Origin of the sequence: Streptomyces ficellus (assembly GCF_030406405.1) — a bacterium.
GTDB lineage: Bacteria > Actinomycetota > Actinomycetes > Streptomycetales > Streptomycetaceae > Streptomyces > Streptomyces ficellus_B.
This window is the reverse complement of the sequence record NZ_JAUEPL010000022.1, coordinates 20713-44779: the sequence shown is the minus strand read 5'-3', so window position 1 is coordinate 44779 and position 24067 is coordinate 20713. Positions and strand designations below refer to the sequence as shown.

Annotated in this window: 24 protein-coding genes; 18 read left to right on the top strand and 6 right to left on the bottom strand. The window is 70.5% G+C overall.

All coding sequences use genetic code 11. The features are described 5' to 3' along the window. Window positions 1–35 precede the first annotated feature (35 nt). Window positions 36–1217: a S8 family peptidase gene (locus QWM81_RS16260; RefSeq protein WP_290112711.1), complete on the bottom strand. Its 1182-nt coding sequence runs from the start codon at window positions 1215–1217 to the stop codon at window positions 36–38. Between the two features lie 242 nt (window positions 1218–1459). On the opposite strand from QWM81_RS16260, the gene QWM81_RS16255 reads away from it, so the two are divergent. Beyond that, entirely contained in the window at window positions 1460–2092 is a 633-nt protein-coding gene (locus QWM81_RS16255; protein ID WP_290112763.1) for a TetR/AcrR family transcriptional regulator, read from the top strand. Window positions 2093–2175: 83 nt separating this feature from the next. Here QWM81_RS16255 and QWM81_RS16250 read toward each other — a convergent pair whose 3' ends face one another. Next, window positions 2176–2577, bottom strand: coding sequence for a DnaJ family domain-containing protein (locus QWM81_RS16250; RefSeq protein WP_290112710.1), 402 nt, complete (start codon window positions 2575–2577; stop codon window positions 2176–2178). A 137-nt stretch (window positions 2578–2714) separates the two neighbouring features. Continuing rightward, the gene (locus QWM81_RS16245; protein WP_030012116.1) at window positions 2715–2918 is read right to left on the bottom strand and encodes a cold-shock protein; all 204 of its coding nucleotides are present in this window, start codon (window positions 2916–2918) and stop codon (window positions 2715–2717) included. Window positions 2919–3178: 260 nt separating this feature from the next. On the opposite strand from QWM81_RS16245, the gene QWM81_RS16240 reads away from it, so the two are divergent. Further along, on the top strand, window positions 3179–4048 hold the full coding sequence (locus QWM81_RS16240) for a menaquinone biosynthetic enzyme MqnA/MqnD family protein (protein WP_290112709.1): 870 nt from the start codon (window positions 3179–3181) through the stop codon (window positions 4046–4048). A 22-nt stretch (window positions 4049–4070) separates the two neighbouring features. Here QWM81_RS16240 and QWM81_RS16235 read toward each other — a convergent pair whose 3' ends face one another. Further along, entirely contained in the window at window positions 4071–5084 is a 1014-nt protein-coding gene (locus QWM81_RS16235) for an alpha/beta hydrolase (protein ID WP_290112708.1), read from the bottom strand. A 215-nt stretch (window positions 5085–5299) separates the two neighbouring features. Between QWM81_RS16235 and QWM81_RS16230 the strand changes: the two genes are divergently transcribed. The 4 genes from QWM81_RS16230 (at window position 5300) to QWM81_RS16215 (ending at window position 9601) form a co-directional block, all read left to right on the top strand. Then, on the top strand, window positions 5300–6982 hold the full coding sequence (locus QWM81_RS16230; protein WP_290112707.1) for a serine/threonine-protein kinase: 1683 nt from the start codon (window positions 5300–5302) through the stop codon (window positions 6980–6982). Between the two features lie 85 nt (window positions 6983–7067). Beyond that, a complete protein-coding gene (gene mqnC, locus QWM81_RS16225; RefSeq protein WP_290112706.1) occupies window positions 7068–8267 on the top strand; it encodes a cyclic dehypoxanthinyl futalosine synthase in 1200 nt (399 codons plus the stop codon). A 7-nt stretch (window positions 8268–8274) separates the two neighbouring features. After that, entirely contained in the window at window positions 8275–8874 is a 600-nt protein-coding gene (locus QWM81_RS16220) for an imidazolonepropionase-like domain-containing protein (RefSeq protein ID WP_290112705.1), read from the top strand. Window positions 8875–8905: 31 nt separating this feature from the next. Next, window positions 8906–9601 (top strand): demethylmenaquinone methyltransferase, encoded by a 696-nt coding sequence (locus QWM81_RS16215; RefSeq protein WP_290112704.1) that lies wholly within the window; start codon window positions 8906–8908, stop codon window positions 9599–9601. Between the two features lie 65 nt (window positions 9602–9666). Here QWM81_RS16215 and QWM81_RS16210 read toward each other — a convergent pair whose 3' ends face one another. Beyond that, window positions 9667–10191 (bottom strand): GNAT family N-acetyltransferase, encoded by a 525-nt coding sequence (locus QWM81_RS16210; protein ID WP_290112703.1) that lies wholly within the window; start codon window positions 10189–10191, stop codon window positions 9667–9669. A gap of 97 nt (window positions 10192–10288) precedes the next feature. Between QWM81_RS16210 and QWM81_RS16205 the strand changes: the two genes are divergently transcribed. After that, a complete protein-coding gene (locus QWM81_RS16205; RefSeq protein WP_290112701.1) occupies window positions 10289–11581 on the top strand; it encodes a geranylgeranyl reductase family protein in 1293 nt (430 codons plus the stop codon). A gap of 82 nt (window positions 11582–11663) precedes the next feature. Here QWM81_RS16205 and QWM81_RS16200 read toward each other — a convergent pair whose 3' ends face one another. Next, a complete protein-coding gene (locus tag QWM81_RS16200; protein WP_290112699.1) occupies window positions 11664–12503 on the bottom strand; it encodes a C40 family peptidase in 840 nt (279 codons plus the stop codon). A 691-nt stretch (window positions 12504–13194) separates the two neighbouring features. On the opposite strand from QWM81_RS16200, the gene QWM81_RS16195 reads away from it, so the two are divergent. From QWM81_RS16195 to nuoK, 11 genes are all read left to right on the top strand, one after another. After that, the gene (locus QWM81_RS16195) at window positions 13195–13554 is read left to right on the top strand and encodes an NADH-quinone oxidoreductase subunit A (RefSeq protein WP_290112698.1); all 360 of its coding nucleotides are present in this window, start codon (window positions 13195–13197) and stop codon (window positions 13552–13554) included. A 17-nt stretch (window positions 13555–13571) separates the two neighbouring features. Further along, window positions 13572–14126: a NuoB/complex I 20 kDa subunit family protein gene (locus tag QWM81_RS16190; protein ID WP_290112697.1), complete on the top strand. Its 555-nt coding sequence runs from the start codon at window positions 13572–13574 to the stop codon at window positions 14124–14126. Beyond that, the gene (locus QWM81_RS16185) at window positions 14123–14851 is read left to right on the top strand and encodes an NADH-quinone oxidoreductase subunit C (protein WP_290112696.1); all 729 of its coding nucleotides are present in this window, start codon (window positions 14123–14125) and stop codon (window positions 14849–14851) included. The genes QWM81_RS16190 and QWM81_RS16185 overlap by 4 nt, the downstream gene beginning before the upstream one ends. Next, window positions 14848–16191: an NADH-quinone oxidoreductase subunit D gene (locus QWM81_RS16180; RefSeq protein ID WP_290112695.1), complete on the top strand. Its 1344-nt coding sequence runs from the start codon at window positions 14848–14850 to the stop codon at window positions 16189–16191. Before QWM81_RS16185 ends, QWM81_RS16180 begins: the two co-directional genes overlap by 4 nt. Before the next feature lie 20 nt (window positions 16192–16211). Next, a complete protein-coding gene (gene nuoE, locus QWM81_RS16175) occupies window positions 16212–17027 on the top strand; it encodes an NADH-quinone oxidoreductase subunit NuoE (RefSeq protein WP_290112762.1) in 816 nt (271 codons plus the stop codon). Beyond that, window positions 17027–18370 carry an NADH-quinone oxidoreductase subunit NuoF gene (gene nuoF, locus QWM81_RS16170; protein ID WP_290112694.1) on the top strand — a complete coding sequence of 448 codons (1344 nt, stop codon included), beginning with the start codon at window positions 17027–17029 and terminating at the stop codon, window positions 18368–18370. The genes nuoE and nuoF overlap by 1 nt, the downstream gene beginning before the upstream one ends. A 79-nt stretch (window positions 18371–18449) precedes the next feature. Continuing rightward, on the top strand, window positions 18450–20948 hold the full coding sequence (locus QWM81_RS16165; RefSeq protein WP_290112693.1) for an NADH-quinone oxidoreductase subunit G: 2499 nt from the start codon (window positions 18450–18452) through the stop codon (window positions 20946–20948). After that, the gene (nuoH, locus tag QWM81_RS16160; protein WP_290112692.1) at window positions 20945–22303 is read left to right on the top strand and encodes an NADH-quinone oxidoreductase subunit NuoH; all 1359 of its coding nucleotides are present in this window, start codon (window positions 20945–20947) and stop codon (window positions 22301–22303) included. Before QWM81_RS16165 ends, nuoH begins: the two co-directional genes overlap by 4 nt. Next, entirely contained in the window at window positions 22296–22919 is a 624-nt protein-coding gene (gene nuoI, locus QWM81_RS16155) for an NADH-quinone oxidoreductase subunit NuoI (protein ID WP_290112691.1), read from the top strand. Before nuoH ends, nuoI begins: the two co-directional genes overlap by 8 nt. Next, complete coding sequence (locus QWM81_RS16150) at window positions 22916–23764, top strand: NADH-quinone oxidoreductase subunit J (RefSeq protein WP_290112690.1); 849 nt, start codon at window positions 22916–22918, stop codon at window positions 23762–23764. Before nuoI ends, QWM81_RS16150 begins: the two co-directional genes overlap by 4 nt. After that, entirely contained in the window at window positions 23761–24060 is a 300-nt protein-coding gene (nuoK, locus tag QWM81_RS16145; protein ID WP_069927518.1) for an NADH-quinone oxidoreductase subunit NuoK, read from the top strand. Before QWM81_RS16150 ends, nuoK begins: the two co-directional genes overlap by 4 nt. Window positions 24061–24067 lie beyond the last annotated feature (7 nt).

The following is a 24067-nucleotide window of genomic DNA, read 5'->3' as shown; positions in this document are numbered from 1 at the left end:
GGGGGCACCTTTTCGCGCGCGGCGGAGGCCGGTGGTCAGAGGCCGGCGGTTTGGAGGAGGCGGTTGGGGGAGGACTTGCTCACTACGAGGATGTCCTTGACCGACTGGTCCCTGAGCCAGGTGTAGACCTGCGCGGGGGTCGCCGAGGGGTAGCGGGACTTGAGGAGGGTTGCCACGCCGGCGACGTGGGGGCTGGCCATGGAGGTGCCGTTCAGGGCGACGCTGCCGCCGCCGAGCCTGGCGGAGACGATGGCGGCGCCGGGGGCGTACATGTCCAGGCACGGCCCGTAGTTGGAGAAGCTGGTCTCCCGGTCCTGGTGGTCGGTCGCGCCGACGGTGAGGACCCGGTCGGCGCTCGCGGGCGAGACGTTGCAGGCGTCGATCGCGTCGTTGCCGGCAGCGAGCACCGGCAGGACGCCGCTGTCCGAGAGGGCGGTGGCCGCCTGGTTGACGGCGATGTTCTTCGGGCCGCCCAGGGAGCCGTTGAGGACCGCCGGCTGCCTGGCGTTCTTCGCGACCCAGTCGAAGCCGGCGATGATGCCGCCCCACGAGCCCTTGCCGTCGCAGCCGAGGACGCGGACGCTGACCAGGGTCGCCTGCCGGGCCACCCCGTAGGTGGCCCCGCCGACGGTGCCCGCCACATGCGTGCCGTGACCGGCGCAGTCCTGGCCGTTCCTGCCGTCGCCCATCGCGTCGAAGCCGGGCACGGCACGGCCGCCGAACTCCGCGTGCGCGTAGTCGATTCCCGAGTCGATGATGTAGGCCGTGGCACCCGCGCCGGTGCTGTACACGGTGAACTGCTGGTTGAGCGGCAGGTACGGCTGGTCGATGCGGTCCAGGCCCCAACTGGCCGCCGGGGCGCGGTTCTCGCGCAGAGGGCCTGCGGTGACGACCGCGTCCTGCTCGACGGCCTGGACGTCAGGGAAGCGGCGTACGGTCTCCAACTGGGAGGCGTTCAGCTTCGCCGTGAAGCCGCGCAGCACGCTCGTGTACTCGTACAGCGGGGTGATGCCGAGCCGCTGGGTGACCTCGGCCGAGGCCGTGCCCGACTTCAGGGTGACGATGTACTGGTCGGCGATGGGCGCCGCGGTGGTGCGCAGCGGGGCGGGTTCGTCGTCGGCGGAGGCGGCGGAGGCGGCGGAGGCGGAGGCGGAGGCGGCGGCGAGGGGGAGCAGCAGGAGCAGCGCCACGCATGCGTGGCGAGCGGACAGCCTCATGCAGTTACTCCGTTCGGGAGCGTCTGACAAAGAGCGACGCCTGTAGGGAAGCAGCTCACCGGCGTTCCGGAATATCACCTACTGGAGTGACATGCACACTTTCAGTGGTGAACGGCGCATATGCCTCCGCTCGGTGCGCGGCGCGCGCCCTTCCGGTCGGCCGTAGGCTTACCGATCACCGAGGAGTAGGAGGACGGGTGTCGAAGAGCACGGGCGCGGGGCCGAGCGCGAAGGCCAAGCGCATGCCGCGGGCCGTGCGGGAGCGGCAGATGCTGGACGCGGCCGTGCGGACGTTCGGGCAGCGGGGGTACCGGGCGGCGTCGATGGACGAGATCGCCGAACTGGCGGGCGTGTCCAAGCCGCTGGTCTACCTGTACCTCAACTCCAAGGAGGAGCTCTTCACCGCCTGCATCCGCCGCGAGGCCGCCGCGCTCATCGCCGCCGTACGCGACGCCGTGGAACGGGACGCGGCAGAGCCCGGGTTGCCGGCCGACCGGCAACTGTGGGCGGGGCTCACCGCGTTCTTCACGCACACCGCTGAGCACCCGGACGGCTGGGCGGTGCTCCACCAGCAGGCGCGTACGCACGGCGAGCCGTTCGCCGCGGAAGTGGCCGCCATGCGGGACGAGATGGCCGCGTTCGTGACCGGCCTCATAGGGGAGGCGGCCCGGGAGGCCCACCAGGACCCCGCGTTCGGCGACCGGGACGTGGCCGGGCTCGCCCAGGCGCTGGTGGGCGCGGCCGAGTCGCTGGCTCAGTGGGCCAACGAGACGCCCGGGGTGTCCGCCAAGGAGGCGGCCGCGACCCTGATGAACTTCGCCTGGACGGGCCTGGGCAACCTCATGGACGGGCAGCGCTGGTCACCGTCCCGGTGAGGCGGATCACCCCCGCCACCCGCGCCCGCCGCCCGCGCCCGCCGCCCGCACCCGGGCCCGCGGACTGGCTCGTGCGCTGAGGCTCAGGTGCGACGGGACCGCCACTGCCGGACCAGCTCCTCCGCGTCGAACGGCGCGAGTCGCAGCGGTGGGCCGGCCGGCGGGCGGCGCAGGGCCGCCGTGATCTTCTCGTTGATGTCGGCGACGATCCGCCGCACCTGCGTCTCCGAGGACGCGCGGCCCACCGCCTCCAGCGCGTCCTCGGCCTCCTTGCGCAGGGCGAGCGCGGGCGGCAGGACGGGGGCGATGCCCTCGCGGTGCATCTTGCCCTTCACCCACCACAGGTCGTCGTACGGGGCGGTGTCGTCGGGCAGGGGCTTGCCGAAGCCGGACAGGTTCTGGAAGTCGCCGCGTTCCATCGCCTCGCGGATCTGCCTGTCGACCCATGACTCGAAGCTGACGCCGGGCGGTTTGCGTTCGGTCATGCCATCGATCGTAGGCGGCCCCGCACGGTGACGAGGAGGACAAAGGGCAGAAGCCCTTTTCCGTGACAGCCTCGCGGCCGTCACGGAAAAGGGCTCCTTGGTACTGCTAAGTCGTGCGCGATCGCCGACCCGGGCAACTAGGCCGGGGTGACGTTCTCCGCCTGCGGGCCCTTCGGGCCCTGGGTGACGTCGAAGTTCACGGTCTGGTTCTCCTCGAGGGAGCGGAAGCCAGACGCGTTGATCGCGGAGTAGTGGACGAAGACATCCGGGCCGCCGCCGTCCTGGGCGATGAAGCCGAAGCCCTTTTCAGCGTTGAACCACTTGACGGTTCCGGTAGCCATAAGCCCTCCTATGGGCCAAAGGGTTGCCCTGCTCCAGAACCTGCCAAACAAGTCTGAAAACTACAAAAGCCTGCGGGTTACATGCTCCGCAGGCTCTGTACTGCAAGGGAAACCAAACTGCAACTTGCGTCGAGCCTAGCACGCAGTGTGCGCGTATGGGTAGAGGCAAAGATCACGTCACCCGGACGTTTGAAAGTCGCGGCGGCGCTGACGGCCAGCCCGGCGCGGCCGGGCCCGCAGGACGGGTCTAGCCTCGCAATGTGGACCATTCAACCGACGACCACCCGCGGAGCCGGCCCCGCGTCGGACACATCCAGTTCCTGAACTGCCTCCCCCTCTACTGGGGCCTGGCCCGCACCGGAACGCTCCTCGACCTTGAGCTCACGAAGGACACCCCGGAGAAGCTCAGCGAGCAGCTGGTGCGCGGCGATCTCGACATCGGGCCCATCACCCTCGTCGAGTACCTGCGCAACGCCGACCGTCTCGTCGCCTTCCCCGACCTCGCGGTCGGCTGCGACGGACCCGTCATGTCCTGCGTGATCGTCTCTCAGCAGCCGCTGGAGCGGCTCGACGGCGCACGGGTCGCCCTCGGCTCCACCTCGCGCACCTCCGTACGCCTGGCGCAGCTGCTGCTCGCCGAGCGCCACGGGGTGACCCCCGACTACTACACCTGCCCGCCCGACCTCGGCGTGATGATGCAGGAGGCCGAAGCGGCGGTCCTGATCGGGGACGCCGCGCTGCGTGCCTCCCTGCACGACGCCCCCAGGCTGGGGCTCCACGTCCATGACCTGGGGCAGATGTGGAAGGACTGGACGGGGCTCCCGTTCGTCTTCGCGGTCTGGGCGGTGCGCAAGGACTACCTGGCCCGCGAGCCGGGCACGGTACGCCAGGTGCACGAGGCGTTCCTCGCCTCGCGCGACCTGTCGCTGGAGGAGGTCGCGAAGGTCGCCGAGCAGGCCGCGCGCTGGGAGGCGTTCGACGCGGCGCTGCTGGAGCGGTACTTCACGACGCTGGACTTCCGCTTCTCGGCCGAGCAGCTCGCGGGCGTGCGGGAGTTCGCCCGCCGGACCGGGCCGACGACCGGGTTCCCGGCCGACGTACGGGTGGAACTGCTCAGCACGGACCGCTGAGACGGACCTCTGAGACGGATGCCTAGGGGGAGGGGATGGGGGCCTGCATGTGCCGGCTGATCCACTGGATCGAGCCGTCCCCCATGCCCTTCACATAGGTCCTGGCGTTGTGCTCGCCGTCCGGGATCACCTGGAGGCGGGTCTTGACCGGGCCTTTGGTGTACGTCTTCATGAACGATTCGACGTTGCCCAGGCCGGATTCCTTGCTGCCCACCTGGAACGCCAGATAGACCTCATGGTCCTTCGTGTCCGGCTGCGCGCCCAGCGCCTTGGCCAGCTTCTCAGGATTGTTCGCCTGCTTCTGCGCCTCGTGCCCGGACCACAGCGGCGAGTCCGGCACGAGGTCCGGGCCGGAGGCGATGACGGCCTTGAACTTGTCCGGGTGCTTCAGTACGGACTTCAGTCCGACGAAGGCGCCGGACGACGAACCCATGAACGCCCAGCCGTCCCGCGAGGTGAACGTACGGAAATTCGCCCTGACGAAATCGGGAACGTCTTCCGTCATCCAGGTGCCCATTTTCGGCTGCCCCGGGATATCGCTGCCGTCGTAGTAGTGCTTGTCGTCCGGGTTGAGGACCGGCATCACCACGATGAAGGGCAGGCTCTTGCCTTCTTTCGACCACTCGCTGATGCTGCTCTGCAGCTTCAGGTCGGTGCCCATCCAGTAATTGTTCGGATAGCCGTTGCCCCCGGGCAGGGCGATCAGTACGGGGAAGCCGCTGCGGGCGTACGTCGGGTCGAAGTACTGCGGGGGCGCCCAGACCCACACCTTGCCCGTGAAGCCCGACTTCTCGCCGTGCAGCGTCGTCACGCCGATCTTGGTGCCGTCGGAGAGGGTGTTCTGGGTGGTGAACTCGGCCTTGGGACCGGTGGGCATCAGCGTCTTGGCGGCGGCGGCCCGTCCCTTTCCGGTCGCGGGCGCGGGTGCCGACGCGCTCGGGCCGTCGAACGAGACCGGGGCGCCCTCGTCCGAGCAGCCCGTGAGCGTGACCAGGGCGAGCGAGCCGAGGGCGACGGCGGCGACAAGACGTTTCATAGGAGCACTCCGGGTCTTTCGGGGCATTTACGGCCAGGTAGATGCCGGAACGGCCGCACAGGTTGGCCGCGTTGAGCGGTCGATCCCCGTGATCCCGCCCACGCGGGACCTCTACGCTGCTGTACGCGACCACGTCGCCATGACGTACGAAGTGCCATGACGTACGAGGGACGTACGAGGGACGTACGAAGGACGTACGAATCGGGGGGACGCGCATGCAGCCGCTGGAAGCCGGTGAACCGAGGACCATCGGTCCCTACCGGCTGCTCGGCAGACTCGGCGCGGGCGGTATGGGCCGGGTCTACCTCGCCCGCAGCGAGGGCGGCCGCACGGTCGCGGTCAAGGTCGTGCATCCGCACTTCGCCCAGGACGAGGAGTTCCGGGCCCGGTTCCGCAAGGAGGTCCAGGCGGCGCGGCTGGTGGGCGGGCAGTGGACCGCGCCGGTGCTCGACGCCGACCCGGACGCTCCCGTTCCGTGGGTGGCGACGGGGTACGTCACCGGGCCGTCGCTCGCCGCGGCCGTCACCGGACACGGCCCGCTGCCCACGCACTCCGTACGGGCGCTGGGCGCCGGACTCGCCGAGGCCCTGGCCGCCGTGCACGGGCTGCGGCTCGTGCACCGGGACGTCAAGCCGTCGAACGTGCTCCTGGCCCTGGACGGGCCGCGCCTCATCGACTTCGGGATCGCCCGCGCCACGGACGGCTCGGCGTCGCTCACCTCCACCGGAGTCTCGGTCGGCTCGCCCGGCTACATGGCGCCCGAGCAGATCCTCGGCAAAGGCGTGACGGGCGCGGCGGACGTGTTCTCGCTGGGCGCGGTCCTGGCGTACGCGGCGACCGGCGCCCCTCCCTTCCCGGGCGACTCCTCGGCGGCGCTCCTCTACAAGGTGGTCCACGAGGAGCCGGAGCTGGGCGGCGCCCTCACCGGTGAGCTGCGGGAGCTGGTCACCGCGTGCCTGGCCAAGGACCCGGCGGCCCGCCCCGTGCCGGCCGAGGTCGCGGGCCGGCTGGCTCCGGGCGGGGCGGCCGCGCTGGTGGCGGGCGGCTGGCTGCCGGGCCCCCTGGTCGAGCAGGTCAGCCGGGCGGCGGTACGGCTCCTGGACCTGGAGCCGGCGGCGGACCACTCGGGCTCGGGACCGGTGCCGTTCAGCAGCCCGGCGGTGGGCGTCTTCGGCCCCCCGATCGACCCGCCCCCGACCCCGGACTGGGCGCCCCCGCCGCCTGCGGCGCCTTCGCGGGGTGGGGCGCCGGGCGCGGTGCGTTCGCCGGGCGGGGCGCCGGACGCGGTGCCCCCGCCCCGTAAGCCGCTGTCCCTGTCGGTCAGCACCGCGTCGGAGCGCATGGCCGGCCGCGGCCGCCGCCTCAGCTGCACGGTCGCCCTCGCCGTCGCGGGCGCCATGGCGGCGGTGACGGTGGGCGGCGCGTTCCTCCTGGGCCTGTTCGACGACGGCCCCCACGACGCCGACCCGGCCGGGCCCAAGCCGTCCGCGAGCAGCGGCGGCCCGGACGCCTCGGCGGCGGCCTCCTCCGTACCGAAGGAGTTCCTCGGCACCTGGAAGGGCCTCACCAAGGAAGCCCAGGGCGCGCCGCACGGCGAACTCACCGTGGTCATCACCAAGGGCGAACCGGGTGACGACGTCATGCGGCTGACCGCCACCCTGACCGTCCTGACGATGACGGCCGAGTGCCACAGCGTCGGCAAGCTGACCTCGGTGGAACCCCGCCGGCTGAAGGTGCGCGACCGCACCGACCCCGACCGGCCCGGCTCTCCCGGCCTGTGCACCGGGGGCGCCGCCAACCTGACGTTCACCCTGACCAAGGACGGCACCCTGTACTACCAGTCCGACGAGGCGGCGGCGGGCCGGCCGTCCGGCACGCTGACCAAGCAGGGCGGGTGAGGGCTCCGGCGGGCGGCGGAAAACGCTGGCGTAGGCTGGGCCGGTCCGCGCAGAAGCCCTGCAAACCGCCGAAAGGTGACATCCGGTGAGCGAGAAGGCCGACCTTCAGTCCGTCCTGGACCGTGCCGCGGAGGGCGGGCGGATCACCCCCGAGGAAGCGCTCGACCTCTACCGGTCGGCCCCGCTGCACGCGCTCGGCGCGGCCGCGGACGCCGTGCGGCGGCGGCGTTACGCGGGTACGGAGCACATCGCGACGTACATCATCGAGCGCAACATCAACTACACCAACGTGTGCGTCACGGCGTGCAAGTTCTGCGCCTTCTACGCCGCGCCGAAGGACACCGCCAAGGGCTGGACGCGCGACCTCGACGACATCCTGCGGCGCTGCGCCGAGACCGTCGAACTGGGCGGCACGCAGATCATGTTCCAGGGCGGGCACCACCCGGACTACGGCGTCGAGTACTACGAGGAGCACTTCGCCGCCATCAAGCGGGAGTTCCCGCAGCTGGTCATCCACTCGCTGGGCGCCAGCGAGGTGGAGCACATGGCGCGGATCTCCGGCGTACCGGTCGAGGAGGCGATCCAGCGCATCCACGCCGCCGGTCTCGACTCCTTCGCCGGCGCCGGCGCGGAGCTGCTGCCCGAGCGGCCGCGCAAGGCGATCGCGCCGCTCAAGGAGTCCGGCGAGCGGTGGCTGGAGATCATGGAGACCGCGCACCGGCTGGGTGTCGAGTCGACGTCCACGATGCTGATGGGTACGGGCGAGACGAACGCCGAGCGCATCGAGCACATGCGCATGATCCGCGACGTGCAGGACCGGACTGGCGGCTTCCGGGCCTTCATCCCGTACACCTACCAGCCCGAGAACAACCACCTGAAGGGCCGCACCCAGGCCACGATCTTCGAGTACCTGCGGATGATCGCCATCGCCCGGCTCTTCTTCGACAACGTGGCCCACATCCAGGGCTCGTGGCTGACCACCGGCAAGGAGATCGGCCAGCTGTCGCTGCACTACGGCGCCGACGACCTCGGTTCGATCATGCTGGAGGAGAACGTCGTCTCCTCGGCCGGTGCCAAGCACCGCTCCAACCGCCAGGAGATCATCGACCTGATCCGCAAGGCGGGCCGCGTGCCGGCGCAGCGCACCACGACGTACGAGCACATCGTCGTCCACGACGACCCGGCGAACGACCCGGTCGACGAGCGCGTGGCCTCCCACATCTCCTCGACGGCGATCGAGGGCGGCACGGCCCATCCCGAGCTGAAGCTCCTGAACGCCAACTGACGCCGCCGTGCTGACCCTTCACGTCGCCGAGTCCTCGCCCGAGTCCGCGGTCCTGGTCGACGGCGCCCACATCGCCGCCATCGGCCCGTACGAGGAGCTGGCCGCCGCTCATCCACGGGCGCGGGTGCGGCGGTGGCCCGGCATCCTCACCCCCGGGCTGCTCAACCCGTACGGGCCCGAGCTCCTCGAAGGCACCTACCACCCGGACCCGCGCGAGGCCGCCGAGTTCGGCACCGAGCCGATCACCGGGGAACGGGCGCGGGCCATCTTCCTCGCCGACGCGTCCCGTCAGGGCGCCAGCGCGCGGCGCGGGGTGCGGCGGATGCTGGCGCACGGAACGGTCGCCGTCGCCGGTGAACTGCGCACCCGCGCCGCCCTGGACGCGGTGCGCCGGGCCGGGCTCGCGGTCGGCCGCCGCCCGGCGGTCCTGCCGGGGCCCGCGTCGTTCTCGCCGGTGCCGCTGATCCTGCTGCCGCGACTGGCCCCCGGGGGCCCCGCGCGGTTCGCCGTGTTCGACGTACCGGACCGGGCCGCCCTCGTGCGGCTCGGCGCCTCGACGTGCGTGGCGACCGTCCTGGCCGGCCGCCTTGTCCACAGGCGCGCGTAGGCGCGAGGGGGCCGCCTGCCACAATGGGCGGGTGACGCGAGCAACCCTGGACAAGCAGCCGCACGAAGTCGCCTCGATGTTCGACGACGTCGCCGCGAACTACGACCTCACCAATGACGTGCTCTCGCTCGGCCAGGACCGGCGGTGGCGCAAGGAGGTCGCCAAGGCGGTCGACGCCCGGCACGGCCAGAAGGTCCTCGACCTGGCGGCGGGCACCGGTACGTCCTCGCTGCCGTTCGCGCGGGCCGGTGCGTATGTGGTGCCGTGCGACTTCTCGCTCGGCATGCTGCGCGAGGGCAAGAAGCGCCACCCCTGGCTGCCCCTGACGGCGGGCGACGCCACGAAGCTGCCCTTCCGGGACGGGGTGTTCGACGCGGTGACGATCTCCTTCGGGCTGCGCAACGTCCAGGACACGGACGCCGCGCTGAGCGAGCTGTACCGGGTGACCAAGCCGGGCGGCCGGGTGGTGATCTGCGAGTTCTCGCACCCGACGTGGGCGCCGTTCCGGACGGTGTACGAGGAGTACCTGATGCGCGCGCTGCCGCCGGTCGCCCGCGCCGTCTCCTCCAACCCCGACGCGTACGTCTACCTCGCCGAGTCCATCCAGAGCTGGCCCGACCAGCCGACCCTCGCCCGGCGCCTCCAGGCGGCGGGCTGGTCGAAGGTGGCGTGGCGGAACCTGACGGGCGGGATCGTGGCGCTGCACCGGGGCACGAAGGCGCGCTAGGTCATGTCGTCACAGTCCCGTCTGCCCCGCCCTTCGGGCGGACGACGCTGCTTTGACGACACTCCCTAGGACAGCTCCAGCCGGAAGCAGCGCGCCTGTTGCCCGCCCCCGCCGGGTATCGCGTACGTCCGCGCCGGTGCCATCCCCAGCCGCCGCGCCACCGCCACCGACCGCTCGTTGCCGGTGTTCACCATGGCGACCACCCGCTCCACCCCCGCCGCCCGCAGCCGCTCCAGCGTCATGCGGGCGGCGGCGGTCGCGTACCCCTTGCCCCACGCGCACCGGGCGAGCCGCCAGCCGATCTCGACCTCGCCGGCCGGCCCCCACGCGTGCGGCCACGGCTGCGCTCCCGTGAAGCCGATGACCTCGCCGGCCTCGTCCAGCAGCGTCCACAGGCAGAAGCCGCGCTCGGCGTCATGGCGGCGCTGGCGGGCGGTGAGCTCGTGGTAGACGGACAGCTCGGCGGGCCCGCCCTGGAAGAACTCCATCACCTCCGGGTCGTCGAACGCCCGGTGCCAGGCGTACGCGTCCTCGTGCGTCGGTACACGCAGCCGGACAACGGGCCGGCCGGCGGGGAGCAGCTCGGTCATCGGGCGGCCCTTCGGGTCGGTGATCGGTACGTCCCCATAGACTGCACACGTCCTGTGCCGTCCGGTACGCAATTTCGAGTATTCGGGAGACCCCGCCGTGACCGAGCAGCAGCCCCTCTCCGAACACACCGCGGATGTGATCGTCGTCGGGGCCGGTCCGGCCGGCTCCACGACCGCGTACTACCTCGCCAAGGCCGGCCTGGACGTCCTGCTCCTCGAAAAGACCGCGTTCCCGCGCGAGAAGGTGTGCGGCGACGGTCTCACCCCCCGCGCCACCAAGCAGCTCGTGGCGATGGGCATCGACATCTCCGAGGAGGCGGGCTGGCTGCGGAACAAGGGCCTGCGCATCATCGGCGGTGGCGTCCGCCTCCAGCTCGACTGGCCGGAGCTGGCCAGCTACCCGGACTACGGCCTCGTACGCAAGCGCGACGACTTCGACGAGCAACTCGCCCGCCAGGCGCAGAAGGCGGGTGCGCGGCTGTACGAGCGGTGCAACGTCGGCGCCCCGGTCATCGATGAGCGCACCGGCCGGATCACGGGCGTGCACGCCAAGCTGGGCGAGGAGAAGACGCCCGCCACCTTCCACGCGCCGCTGGTCGTCGCCGCCGACGGCAACTCCACGCGCCTGTCCCTCGCCATGGGCCTGCACCGGCGCGAGGACCGGCCGATGGGCGTCGCCGTCCGTACGTATTTCACCTCCCCACGCCACGAGGACGACTACCTGGAGTCCTGGCTGGAGCTGTGGGACCGGCGCGGCCCCGGCGAGGACCGGCTGCTGCCCGGCTACGGCTGGATCTTCGGCATGGGCGACGGCACGTCGAACGTCGGCCTCGGCGTCCTCAACACCTCCGACTCCTTCAAGGAGCTGGACTGGCGCGAGGTGCTGAAGGCGTGGTGCGCCTCGATGCCGGAGGAGTGGGGGTACGTCCCCGAGAACATGACCGGCCCGATCCGCGGCGCCGCGCTGCCCATGGCCTTCAACCGGCAGCCGCACTACACGCGCGGCCTGCTGCTGGTGGGCGACGCGGGCGGCCTGGTCAACCCGTTCAACGGCGAGGGCATCGCGTACGCCATGGAGTCCGGGCAGATCGCCGCCGACGTGATCGTGCAGGCGCACGCCCGCGCGACCCCGGCCCAGCGCGAACTGGCCCTCCACAACTACCCGAAGATCCTCAAGGACACCTACGGCGGGTACTACACGCTCGGCCGCGCCTTCGTGAAGCTGATCGGCAACCCGAAGGTCATGAAGATCGCGGCGCAGCGCGGCCTGACGCACCCGCTGCTGATGAGGTTCACGCTGAAGATGCTCGCCAACCTCACCGACCCCACGGGCGGCGACGCGATGGACCGCATCATCAACGGCCTGTCGAAGGTGGCCCCGAAGGCCTGAACGCCCGCAGGCAGGCGCCGAAGGGCCGTCGCTCCCTCCCCGAGCGGGGGAGCGACGGCCCTTCACACCGGATGCGCGCGGGTCAGAGCACGCGGACCGCGCCGGACGGCATGTCGTAGTCGAGGGAGCGCTCGACGACACCCGTGCTGGGGTTCTGCGCGCCGACGTAGTTGCCGCCGCCCACGTAGATCGCGACGTGGTACGAGTCGCTGCGGCTGCCCCAGTAGAGGATGTCGCCCGGCTGGAGGTCGTCCAGCGAGACGGACGTGCCGCGGCTGGACTGGTCGCCCGAGACGCGGGGGAGCTCGATGCCCGCCTGGCGGTACGCGGCCTGGACGAGGCCCGAGCAGTCCCAGGAGTTGGGGCCGGTGCTGCCCATGACGTACGCGTCGCCGACCTGGGCGCGGGCGAAGTCCACGATCGCCGCGGCGGAGCCGGTCGCCTGGGAGGAGCCGGAGATGTCGAAGGAGGAGCCGCCGTCGTCGGAGCCGGCGGAGGCGGAGAGCGTGGTGCGCTCGGCGGAGCGGGAGGCGCGCTCGGCGGCCTCGGCCTTGGCCTGGGCCTCGGCCTTCCGCTTGGCCTCGGCCTCGGCCTTGCGCTCCGCCTCGGCCTTGGCCGTCTTGGCTTCCTTCGCGGCCTTGGCGGCCGCGGCGTTCTCCTGCGTCTGCAGCTCCTGGTCGAGTGCGATCTGCTGGGTCGCCTCGGCGGAGGCGGCGACCGCGCTCGACAGGTTCGCGGACAGGTCCGCGTTGAGGGTGGGCATCTCGATGGTCTCGGTCACCGGCTCGGCGTGGGCCGGCCCGGCAGCACCGGCCACCGCGATGGTGCTGAGAACGCCACCGGCAACTCCGGCCCGCAGCGCGAGCTTCGAGGCGTTGCGGCGGGGCTTCCGGTGGCTGGGTATGTGAGCGGTGTGGGACATGAGTACAACCGCTATCAGGGCTTCACGGTTCCCTTCAAGAAACGTGGGTTGCGCCACAGTTGCGCTCGGAATGCGTGAATCCGGTTCCGTACGGGCTTTATTGACGCCGTAACGGACAATGCGGACTGTGGTGATCATGGCCGTGATCATGGGCTTTCTGTGAAACGTCCGAATTGCCGCGCGCCTACCACTCCTTCACGCCGGTGGCCAAGCCCGCTTTCCCCGGCGCGGCAGCGGCGTGACGCAGGTCACGGAAAGGTCACCGTCGCAGATGCCCGGAAGATCGTGAACGCACGCACGTGTCCACTTCGGTACCGGCCGGCCCCTCGCGGGAGTGGGGTGAGGTCCTCTACCACCCGTGCGAATCCAGAGCGAATTTGCCTGTACCCACCATCTCTTGATAGGGCAAACCGGCTCTGACCAGCGGCAACCCCTACCTGCTTCACGGAACGCAGTCATATGACTACGCGGCGTGTGAAGATCAGCCTTCATCGGAATTCATGATCCTTCGCCAGGTGGTGGAGATCACAAAGACGTTGTCGCACCCCGTGTCGCAGATCACAGATCCACGGGCATAGGATGCGAGCAGCGGGCTTGTGAACTGCCTCACATGTGCACGATCTTCGCGAGGCGGCGAGACGGATGCCCGGTGCGGTCCAACGGTCAAGGACGACTGGAAGGAGCGAGGAGCGTGAATGCCTACGCGCCCATCCTCGTGCTCGGCGCCCTCGGGGCAGGGTTTGCGATCTTCTCCGTGGTCATGGCCACGCTTATCGGCCCAAAGAGGTACAACCGGGCCAAGCTTGAGGCCTACGAGTGCGGTATCGAGCCGACACCCACTCCGGCCGGAGGTGGCCGCTTCCCCATCAAGTACTACCTGACGGCGATGCTCTTCATCATCTTCGATATCGAGATCGTCTTCCTCTATCCCTGGGCCGTCAGCTTCGACGCCCTGGGGCTTTTCGGGCTCGTGGAGATGCTGCTCTTCGTGCTCACCGTCTTCGTCGCCTACGCGTATGTATGGCGGCGCGGCGGCCTGGACTGGGACTGAGGGGCTGAGGAGCACCAATGGGACTCGAAGAGAAGCTGCCGAGCGGTTTTCTGCTGACGACGGTCGAACAGGCCGCGGGCTGGGTGCGCAAGTCGTCCGTCTTCCCCGCGACCTTCGGCCTTGCCTGCTGCGCCATCGAGATGATGACGACCGGCGCCGGGCGGTACGACCTGGCGCGCTTCGGCATGGAGGTCTTCCGCGGCTCGCCGCGCCAGGCCGACCTGATGATCGTGGCCGGCCGGGTCAGCCAGAAGATGGCGCCCGTCCTGCGCCAGGTCTACGACCAGATGCCCAACCCCAAGTGGGTGATCTCCATGGGGGTTTGCGCATCATCGGGCGGAATGTTCAACAATTACGCGATTGTGCAGGGCGTCGACCATGTCGTCCCCGTCGACATCTATCTGCCGGGCTGCCCACCGCGTCCGGAGATGCTGATGGACGCGATCCTCAAGCTCCACCAGAAGATCCAGAACTCCAAGCTCGGCGTCAACGCGGAGGAAGCGGCCCGCGAGGCGGAGGAAGCCGCGCTCAAGGCACTGCCCATGATCGAGATGAAGGGGCTGCTGCGATGAGCGACCAGCCGAATCCCGACAAGGAGCTGAGCGCGCAGAACCTGCCGGGCCAGCGCGGCCGGCTGGGCGAGGAGATCCGCGTCCAGCGCGGCATGTTCGGCGCCAACAGCGGCGGCGACACCTCCGGCTACGGCGGCCTGGTCCGCTCCGTCCGCCTGCCAGGACCGGCGGTCCGCCCCTACGGCGGGTACTTCGACGAGGTCGCCGACGAGCTGGAAGGCGCCCTCGAAGAGCAGGGCCTCGTCCCCGAGAACGCGATCGAGAAGACCGTCGTCGACCGGGGCGAGATCACCTTCCACATCGCCCGCGAACACCTCGTACGCGTCGCCCGCACCCTCCGTGACGACCCCGCGCTGCGCTTCGAGCTCTGTACGGGGGTGAGCGGCGTGCACTACCCCGGCGACAAGGGCCGCGAGCTGCACGCCGTGTACCACCTGCGCTCGCTCACCCACGGCCGCCTGATCCGGCTCGAAGTCTCGGCCCCCGACGCCGACCCGCACATCCCGTCGCTCGTCCCGGTCTACCCGACCAACGACTGGCACGAGCGCGAGACGTACGACTTCTTCGGCCTGATCTTCGACGGCCACCCCGCCCTGACCCGGATCATGATGCCGGACGACTGGCAGGGCTTCCCGCAGCGCAAGGACTACCCCCTCGGCGGCATCCCCGTCGAGTACAAGGGCGCCCAGATCCCGGCTCCGGACGAGCGGAGGTCGTACTCATGACCAGCACCCCCCATGCCCCTCAGGCCCCCGAGGCCGAGGTCCGCGAAACCACCGAGGGCACCGTCTACACGGTCACCGGCGGCGACTGGGACGAGGTCGTCCAGGCCGCGACCAAGGCCGACGACGAGCGGATCGTCGTCAACATGGGCCCCCAGCACCCGTCCACGCACGGCGTGCTCCGGCTCATCCTGGAGCTCGACGGCGAGACGGTCACCGAGGCCCGCTGCGGCATCGGCTACCTCCACACCGGCATCGAGAAGAACCTCGAATACCGGAACTGGACGCAGGGCACCACCTTCGTCACGCGCATGGACTACCTGACGCCCTTCTTCAACGAGGCGGCGTACTGCCTGGGCGTGGAGAAGCTGCTCGGCATCGAGGACCAGATCCCCGACCGGGCCTCGGTCATCCGCGTCCTGCTGATGGAGCTCAACCGGCTCTCCTCCCACCTGGTGTGCATCGCCACCGGCGGCATGGAGCTGGGCGCCACCACGATCATGATCTACGGCTTCCGGGACCGCGAGCTGATCCTGGACCTGTACGAGCTGATCACCGGGCTGCGCATGAACCACGCGTACATCCGCCCCGGCGGCCTCGCCCAGGACCTGCCGCCGGGCGCCGTGGACCAGCTCCGCGAGTTCGTGAAGACCATGAAGAAGAACCTGCCGGAGTACGACAAGCTCGCCACCGGCAACCCCATCTTCAAGGCCCGCATGCAGGACATCGGCTACCTCGACCTGGCCGGCTGCATGGCCCTCGGCGCCACCGGGCCGATCCTCCGCTCGGCCGGGCTCCCGCACGACCTGCGCAAGACCGACCCGTACTGCGGCTACGAGACGTACGAGTTCGACGTCCCGACCGCCGACACCTGCGACGCGTACGGCCGCTTCCTCATCCGGCTCGAAGAGATGCGCCAGTCGCTGCGGATCGTCGAACAGTGCCTGGACCGGCTGGAGCCGGGCCCGGTGATGGTCGCCGACAAGAAGATCGCCTGGCCCGCGCAGCTCGCGCTCGGCCCGGACGGCCTCGGCAACTCCCTCGACCACATCAAGCACATCATGGGCACCTCCATGGAGGCCCTGATCCACCACTTCAAGCTGGTCACCGAGGGCTTCCGGGTGCCGCCCGGCGAGACGTACACAGCGGTCGAGTCGCCCAAGGGCGAGCTGGGCGTCCATGTCGTCAGCGACGGCGGCACCCGCCCCTACCGGGTCCACTTCCGTGACCCGTCGTTCACCAACCTTCAGGCCATGGCGGCGATGTGCGAGGGCGGCATGGTCGCCGACGTCATCGTCGCCGTCGCGTCCATCGACCCCGTGATGGGAGGCGTCGACCGGTAATGACAGACGTATCGCTGGGGATGCCGCAGCTGCCCGCCCCCGATTACCCGGCCGATGTGCGCGCCCGGCTCGAAGCGGATGCCAAGGAGATCATCGCCCGCTACCCGGACTCCCGTTCCGCGCTGCTGCCGCTGCTGCACCTGGCGCAGTCGGAGGAGGGGTACGTCTCCCGGACCGGCATGCGGTTCTGCGCCGACATGCTGGGCCTGACCACCGCCGAGGTCACCGCCGTCGCCACCTTCTACAGCATGTACCGGCGGGGGCCGGGCGGCGACTACCAGGTCGGGGTGTGCACCAACACCCTGTGCGCGGTCATGGGCGGGGACGCGATCTTCGAGGAGCTCCAGGAGCACCTCGGCGTCGGCAACAACGAGACGACACCGGACGGCAAGGTCACCCTCGAACACATCGAGTGCAACGCGGCCTGCGACTTCGCGCCCGTGGTGATGGTCAACTGGGAGTTCTTCGACAACCAGACGCCCGAGTCGGCCAAGCGGCTCGTCGACGACCTGCGCGCGGGCCGCCCCGTCGCACCGACGCGCGGCGCGCCCCTGTGCACGTACAAGGAGACCGCCCGCATCCTGGCCGGCTTCCCCGACGAGCGCCCCGGCGCGGTCGAGGCCACCGGCGGCGCGGGCCCCGCCTCACTGGTCGGGCTCCGGCTCGCCAAGGGCGAGGCCGAGCCGGGCGCGCGCGTGGTCCACCCACGCGGCGAGGCCCCGCGGGACGAGCCCATGCCCGGGTCGGGGCACCTCAGTTCGCACGACGCGCCACAGCCGACCTCGGCCTCGGACCGCGAGCACCCGTCCGGCCCGGTCACCGAGGAGGGGGAGTGATGACGTTGGCACCCGAGATGACCAGCCCCGAGAAGCTGCTCTCGCCGGTCCTGTCCGCGTTCTGGGACCAGCCCGGCTCCTGGACGCTGGAGACGTACACACGGCACGAGGGGTACGAGGGGCTGAAGAAGGCCCTCGCCATGTCGCCCGACGACCTCATCGCGTACGTCAAGGAATCCGGCCTGCGCGGCCGTGGCGGCGCCGGCTTCCCCACCGGGATGAAGTGGCAGTTCATCCCCCAGGGGGACGGCAAACCGCACTATCTCGTGGTCAACGCCGACGAATCCGAGCCGGGGACCTGCAAGGACATCCCGCTCCTGTTCGCCAACCCGCACTCCCTCATCGAGGGGATCGTGATCGCCTGTTACGCGATCAGGTCGAACCACGCCTTCATCTATCTGCGCGGCGAAGTGGTGCCCGTCCTGCGCAGGCTGCACGCCGCCGTGCGCGAGGCGTACGCGGCGGGCTACCTCGGCACGAACATCCTCGGCAGTGGACTCGACCTCGAACTCACCGTGCACGCGGGCGCGGGCGCGTACATCTGCGGTGAGGAGACCGCACTGCTCGACTCGCTCGAAGGCCGCCGTGGCCAGCCCCGGCTGCGTCCCCCCTTCCCAGCGGTCGCCGGTCTGTACGCGTGCCCCACTGTGGTGAACAACGTCGAGTCGATCGCCTCGGTTCCCGCGATCCTGAACCGGGGCAAGGACTGGTTCCGCTCGATGGGCAGCGAGAAATCCCCCGGCTTCACGCTCTACTCGCTCAGCGGGCATGTCGCATCCCCCGGCCAGTACGAGGCGCCGCTCGGCATCACGCTGCGCCAGCTGCTCGACATGAGCGGTGGCATGCGGCCCGGCCACCGGCTCAAGTTCTGGACGCCCGGCGGCTCGTCGACCCCGATGTTCACCGACGAGCACCTCGACGTACCGCTGGACTACGAGGCCGTGGGCGCCGCCGGCTCGATGCTCGGCACCAAGGCCCTGCAGTGCTTCGACGAGACGACGTGCGTGGTGCGGGCGGTGACCCGGTGGACCGAGTTCTACGCCCACGAGTCGTGCGGCAAGTGCACCCCGTGCCGTGAGGGCACCTACTGGCTGGTGCAGTTGCTCCGCGACATCGAGGCCGGCAAGGGCGACATGGACGACCTCGACAAGCTGAACGACATCGCCGACAACATCAACGGCAAGTCGTTCTGCGCGCTCGGCGACGGCGCTGCCTCGCCGATCTTCTCGTCGCTGAAGTACTTCCGTGAGGAGTACGAGCAGCACATCACGGGCAAGGGCTGCCCCTTCGACCCGGCCAAGTCCACCGCCTGGGCGGACAACCACGCGGGGGTGACGGCATGACCGCCTCCCACGCCACGACCCTTCGCCGGGGCCCCGCCGCGCGCCGCCCGGCCGACGCATCCCACCTGGAGGTGGACGCATGACCGTCACCACGTCAGCCGCCTCCGCCGGGGGCGGCAGCGCTGCCGCCCCGCCGGAGGACCTGGTCACGCTGACCATCGACGGGATCGAGATCTCCGTCCCCAAGGGGACGCTGGTCATCCGCGCCGCCGAGCAGCTCGGCATCGAGATCCCCCGGTTCTGCGACCACCCGCTGCTCGACCCGGCCGGCGCCTGCCGGCAGTGCATCGTGGAGGTCGAGGGCCAGCGCAAGCCGATGGCGTCCTGCACGATCACCTGCACCGACGGCATGGTCGTCAAGACCCAGCTGACCTCGCCGGTCGCCGAGAAGGCGCAGGTGGGGGTGATGGAGCTGCTGCTCATCAACCACCCCCTGGACTGCCCGGTCTGCGACAAGGGCGGTGAGTGCCCGCTGCAGAACCAGGCCCTGTCGCACGGGCAGGCCGAGTCCCGCTTCGAGGGCAGGAAGCGGACGTTCGCCAAGCCCGTGCCGATCTCCACGCAGGTGCTGCTGGACCGTGAGCGGTGCGTGCTGTGCGCGCGCTGCACCCGGTTCTCCAACCAGGTCGCCGGCGACCCGATGATCGAGCTGATCGAGCGCGGCGCGCTCCAGCAGGTCGGCACCGGTGAGGGCGACCCCTTCGAGTCGTACTTCTCCGGCAACACCATCCAGATCTGCCCGGTCGGCGCGCTGACGTCGGCCGCGTACCGGTTCCGTTCCCGGCCGTTCGACCTGGTCTCGTCGCCGAGTGTGTGCGAGCACTGCGCGGGTGGCTGTGCGACGCGCACCGACCACCGGCGCGGCAAGGTCATGCGGCGGCTCGCGGCCAACGACCCGGAGGTCAACGAGGAGTGGCTGTGCGACAAGGGGCGGTTCGCGTTCCGGTACGCGCAGCAGCGTGACCGGCTCACCACGCCGCTGGTGCGCAACGCGGAGGGCGTCCTTGAGCCCGCCTCGTGGCCGGAGGCGCTTCAGGCGGCCGCGCGCGGGCTGGTCAGGGGGCGCACGGGCGTCCTGACCGGCGGGCGGCTGACGGTCGAGGACTCCTACGCGTACGCCAAGTTCGCGCGGGTGGCGCTCGACACCAACGACATCGACTTCCGTGCCCGGGTGCACAGCAGCGAGGAGGCCGACTTCCTGGCCGCCCGCGTCGCCGGTCGCGGCCGGGACCTGGACGGCCGGGGGGTCACGTACACCTCCCTGGAGAAGGCCCCGGCGGTGCTGCTCGTCGGGCTGGAGGCGGAGGAGGAGGCGCCCGGCGTCTTCCTGCGGCTGCGCAAGGCGTGGCGCAAGCGGGGCCAGCGGACGTTCGCGCTGGCTTCGCACGCGACCCGGGGCCTGCAGAAGGCGGGCGGGACGCTCCTGGCGACGGCGCCCGGGACGGAGCCGGAGTGGCTGGAGGCGCTGGCCTCCGGCACGGGCCTGGACGCGGCCGGCACCGCCGCCGCCGAGGCGCTGCGCGCGCCCGGTGCGGTGATCGTGGCTGGTGAGCGGCTGGCGGGCGTGCCGGGCGCGCTGACCGCCGCCGTACGGGCCGCGGCGGCGACCGGCGCGGAGCTGGTGTGGATCCCGCGCCGGGCCGGTGAGCGCGGTGCGGTGTGGGCGGGCGCGATCCCGTCGCTGCTGCCGGGCGGGCGGCCCGCGACCGATCCACGCGCGCGTGAGGAGACGGCGGCCGCCTGGGGCGTACGCGAACTGCCGCACCGCTACGGGCGGGACACCGGCCAGATCGTCGAGGCGGCGGTCACCGGCGAGCTGGCCGCCCTGCTGGTGGCGGGCGTCGAGGTGGCGGACCTGCCGGACCCGCGGCGCGCGCGTGAAGCGCTCGACGCGGCGTTCGTGGTCTCGCTGGAGCTGCGGCCGAGCGAGGTGACGCGGCGGGCGGACGTGGTCTTCCCGGTGGCCGCGGTCGCCGAGAAGCCCGGCACCTTCCTCAACTGGGAGGGCAGGGCCCGGCCGTTCGACGCCGCCCTGGAGCCGCAGCACATGACGCGCCCGGTCGCCCCGACGGACACGCGCGTGCTGCACATGCTGGCCGACACCCTTGACGTGCACTTCGCGCTGCCGGATGTGCAGGCCGTACGCCGCGAGCTGGACCGGCTCGGCGCGTGGGACGGCACGCGGGCGGGCGACCCGGCCGAGTCCGCCGCGCCGCTGCCCCGCGCGGGCGAGGGCGAGGCGGTGCTGGCCGGCCACCGGATGCTGCTGGACCTGGGCGTCCTCCAGGAGGGCGACGACGCCCTGGCGGGCACCCGCCACGCCTCGGTGGCCCGCCTGTCGGCGGCCACGGCGGCGGAGGTGGGCGTCAAGGACGGCGACCCGCTGTCGGTCACCGGACCGGCGGGCACGGTCGAACTGCCCCTGAAGGTGACCGACATGCCCGACCGGGTGGTCTGGCTGCCGCTCAACTCCACCCCCGGTGGCGTCCTGTCCGCCATGGGCACCGCCCCCGGCCGGCTGGTCCGCATCGCCCCGACGACCCCGAACTCCGCGGCCCCCACGGAGGTGGAGGCATGATCCCGTACACCCTGGCCGCGGAAGACCTGTCCATGTTCGGCCGCGATCCCTGGTGGCTCGTGGTGATCAAGGCGGTCTTCTGCTTCGCCTTCCTGATGATCACCGTGCTCTTCTCCATCGTGTGGGAACGCAAGGTGGTCGCCTGGATGCAGCTGCGCATCGGGCCCAACCGGCACGGTCCCTGGGGCTTGCTCCAGTCCCTGGCGGACGGCATCAAGCTGATGCTCAAGGAGGACGTGGTCGTCAAGCGGGCCGACAAGGTCGTGTACGTCCTCGCCCCGATCGTCGCCGCCATCCCCGCGTTCATGGCGATCGCGGTGATCCCCTTCGGCCCGGCCGGCAACGAGGTCTCGATCTTCGGTCAGCGCACCACGATGCAGCTCACCGACCTGCCGATCGCGATGCTCTACATCCTCGCCGTCGCCTCCGTCGGCATCTACGGCATCGTCCTGGCCGGCTGGTCGTCCGGCTCGACGTACCCGCTGCTCGGCGGCCTGCGCTCGTGCGCGCAGATGATCTCCTACGAGATCGCGATGGGCGCCGCCTTCGCGTCCGTCTTCCTCTACTCCGGATCGATGTCGACCTCGGCGATCGTCGAGGCGCAGGCGGACCGCTGGTACATCATCCTGCTGCCGGTCTCGTTCATCATCTACGTCGTCACGATGGTCGGGGAGACCAACCGCGCCCCGTTCGACATGCCGGAGTCCGAGGGCGACCTGGTGGGCGGCTTCAACACCGAGTACAGCTCCATCAAGTTCGCGATGTTCATGCTCGCCGAGTACGTGAACATGGTGACCGTCTCGGCGGTCTCCGTGACCCTCTTCCTGGGTGGCTGGCGAGCACCGTGGCCCGTGTCCACCTTCTGGGAGGGCGCGAACCACGGCTGGTGGCCGATGCTCTGGTTCGTCCTCAAGGTCCAGCTGCTGCTGTTCTTCTTCATCTGGCTGCGCGGCACGCTGCCCCGCGTCCGCTACGACCAGCTGATGAAGCTCGGCTGGAAGGTCCTCATCCCGGTCTCGGTGGTCTGGCTGATGCTGGTCGCGACCGTGCGCGCGCTGCGCAACGAGAACTACGACTTCCAGCAGATCGTGCTGTACGTCGCGGGCGCGGTCATCGCGGTTCTGCTGCTCTCCTTCGTCGCGGACGTCTTCCGCGACAAGAAGGCCAAGCAGGCCGAGCAGGCGGCCGCACCCCCCGCCGAGTTCGATCCGATGGCCGGTGGATTCCCCGTACCGCCGCTGCCCGGTCAGACGTTGCCGCCGGTGCCTCGCCGGCGGTCGCGCCAGGAGCGCGCGCTGATTGTCAGTGGTGGGCCGGACACTACGAGTGACGGAAAGGAGGCCGACGGTGTCTGAGAGTAATTTCCAGAATCCGGTCGCCGGCTTCGGCGTGACCTTCAAGGCCATGTTCAAGAAGCGGCTGACCGAGCAGTACCCCGAACAGAAGAAGACGACGGCGCCGCGCTTCCACGGCCGCCATCAGCTCAACCGGCATCCGGACGGCCTGGAGAAGTGCGTCGGCTGCGAGCTGTGCGCCTGGGCCTGCCCCGCCGACGCCATCTATGTGGAAGGCGCGGACAACACGGACGAGGAGCGCTACTCGCCGGGTGAGCGGTACGGCCGCGTCTACCAGATCAACTACGCCCGCTGCATCCTGTGCGGCCTGTGCATCGAGGCCTGCCCGACACGGGCGCTGACGATGACGAACGAGTTCGAACTGGCCGACAGCTCCCGCGAGAACCTCATCTATACGAAGGAACAGCTGCTCGCCGGCCTGGACGAGGGCATGGTCGACACGCCGCACGCCATCTTCCCGGGCATGACCGAGCAGGACTACTACCGGGGGCTGGTCACCGAGGCCGCGCCCGGCACGGTCCGGCAGGCCGCGGTGAGCAAGGACCAGCCTCCGCAGGAGGCCGCGTCGGACTTCGGCGAGGGCGAGCCCGCCGCGAAGAAGGTGATCGGGACATGAACACCCTCGCCGCCACCGCGACCTCGACGGGCGAGGCCGTGCAGTTCTGGATCCTCGGCACCATCGCCGTCATCGGCGCGCTGTGCACCATCCTGATGAAGAAGGCCGTGCACAGCGCCCTGTGCCTGGCGGGCACGATGATCGTTCTGGCGGTCTTCTACCTCGCCAACGGCGCGTACTTCCTGGGCGTCGTCCAGATCGTCGTCTACACCGGCGCGATCATGATGCTCTTCCTCTTCGTCGTCATGCTGGTCGGCGTCACCGCCGCCGACTCCCTGAAGGAGACCATCAAGGGCCAGCGCTGGCTGGCCGCCGCCTGCGGGCTCGGCTTCGGCATCCTGCTCGTCGCCGGGATCAGCCGGGCCTCGCTGGACACCTTCAACGGGCTCGGCACGGCGAACGCCGGCGGGAATGTGGAGGGCCTCGCGGCGCTGATCTTCAGCAAGTACGTCTTCGCCTTCGAGATCACCGGTGCGCTGCTGATCACCGCCGCGGTCGGCGCGATGGTGCTGACCCACCGGGAGCGCACCGAGCCGGCCCGTACCCAGCGGGAACTGGCCGAGCAGCGGGTACGGGAGGGCACGCACCTGCCGCCGCTTCCCGCGCCCGGTGTCTACGCCCGGCACAACGCGGTCGACATCCCGGGTCTGCTGCCGGACGGCACCCCGTCCGAGCTCACCGTCAGCAAGACGCTGCGGGCGCGCGGGCAGATCCGCGATGTGTCCTCCCAGGCGCTGGAGGCCGTCAAGGCGCTGGAGCAGCGCGCCGAGGAGCGGCTCGGGCACCAGGGGACGGGGCCGCAGGCGTCCCGGCCGCAGAGCCGTGAGGAGGAGAACGCGCAGTGAATCCGGTCAACTACCTCTACCTCGCCGCCCTGTTGTTCACCATCGGTGCGGCCGGGGTGCTGATCCGGCGCAACGCGATCGTCGTCTTCATGTGCGTCGAGCTGATGCTCAACGCCTGCAACCTCGCGTTCGTCGCCTTCTCCCGTATGCACGGCAATCTCGACGGCCAGATCATCGCCTTCTTCACGATGGTCGTCGCCGCCGCGGAGGTCGTGGTCGGGCTCGCGATCATCGTGTCGCTGTTCCGTTCCCGCCACTCGGCCTCGGTCGACGACGCCAGCCTGATGAAGCTGTAAGGGGCGC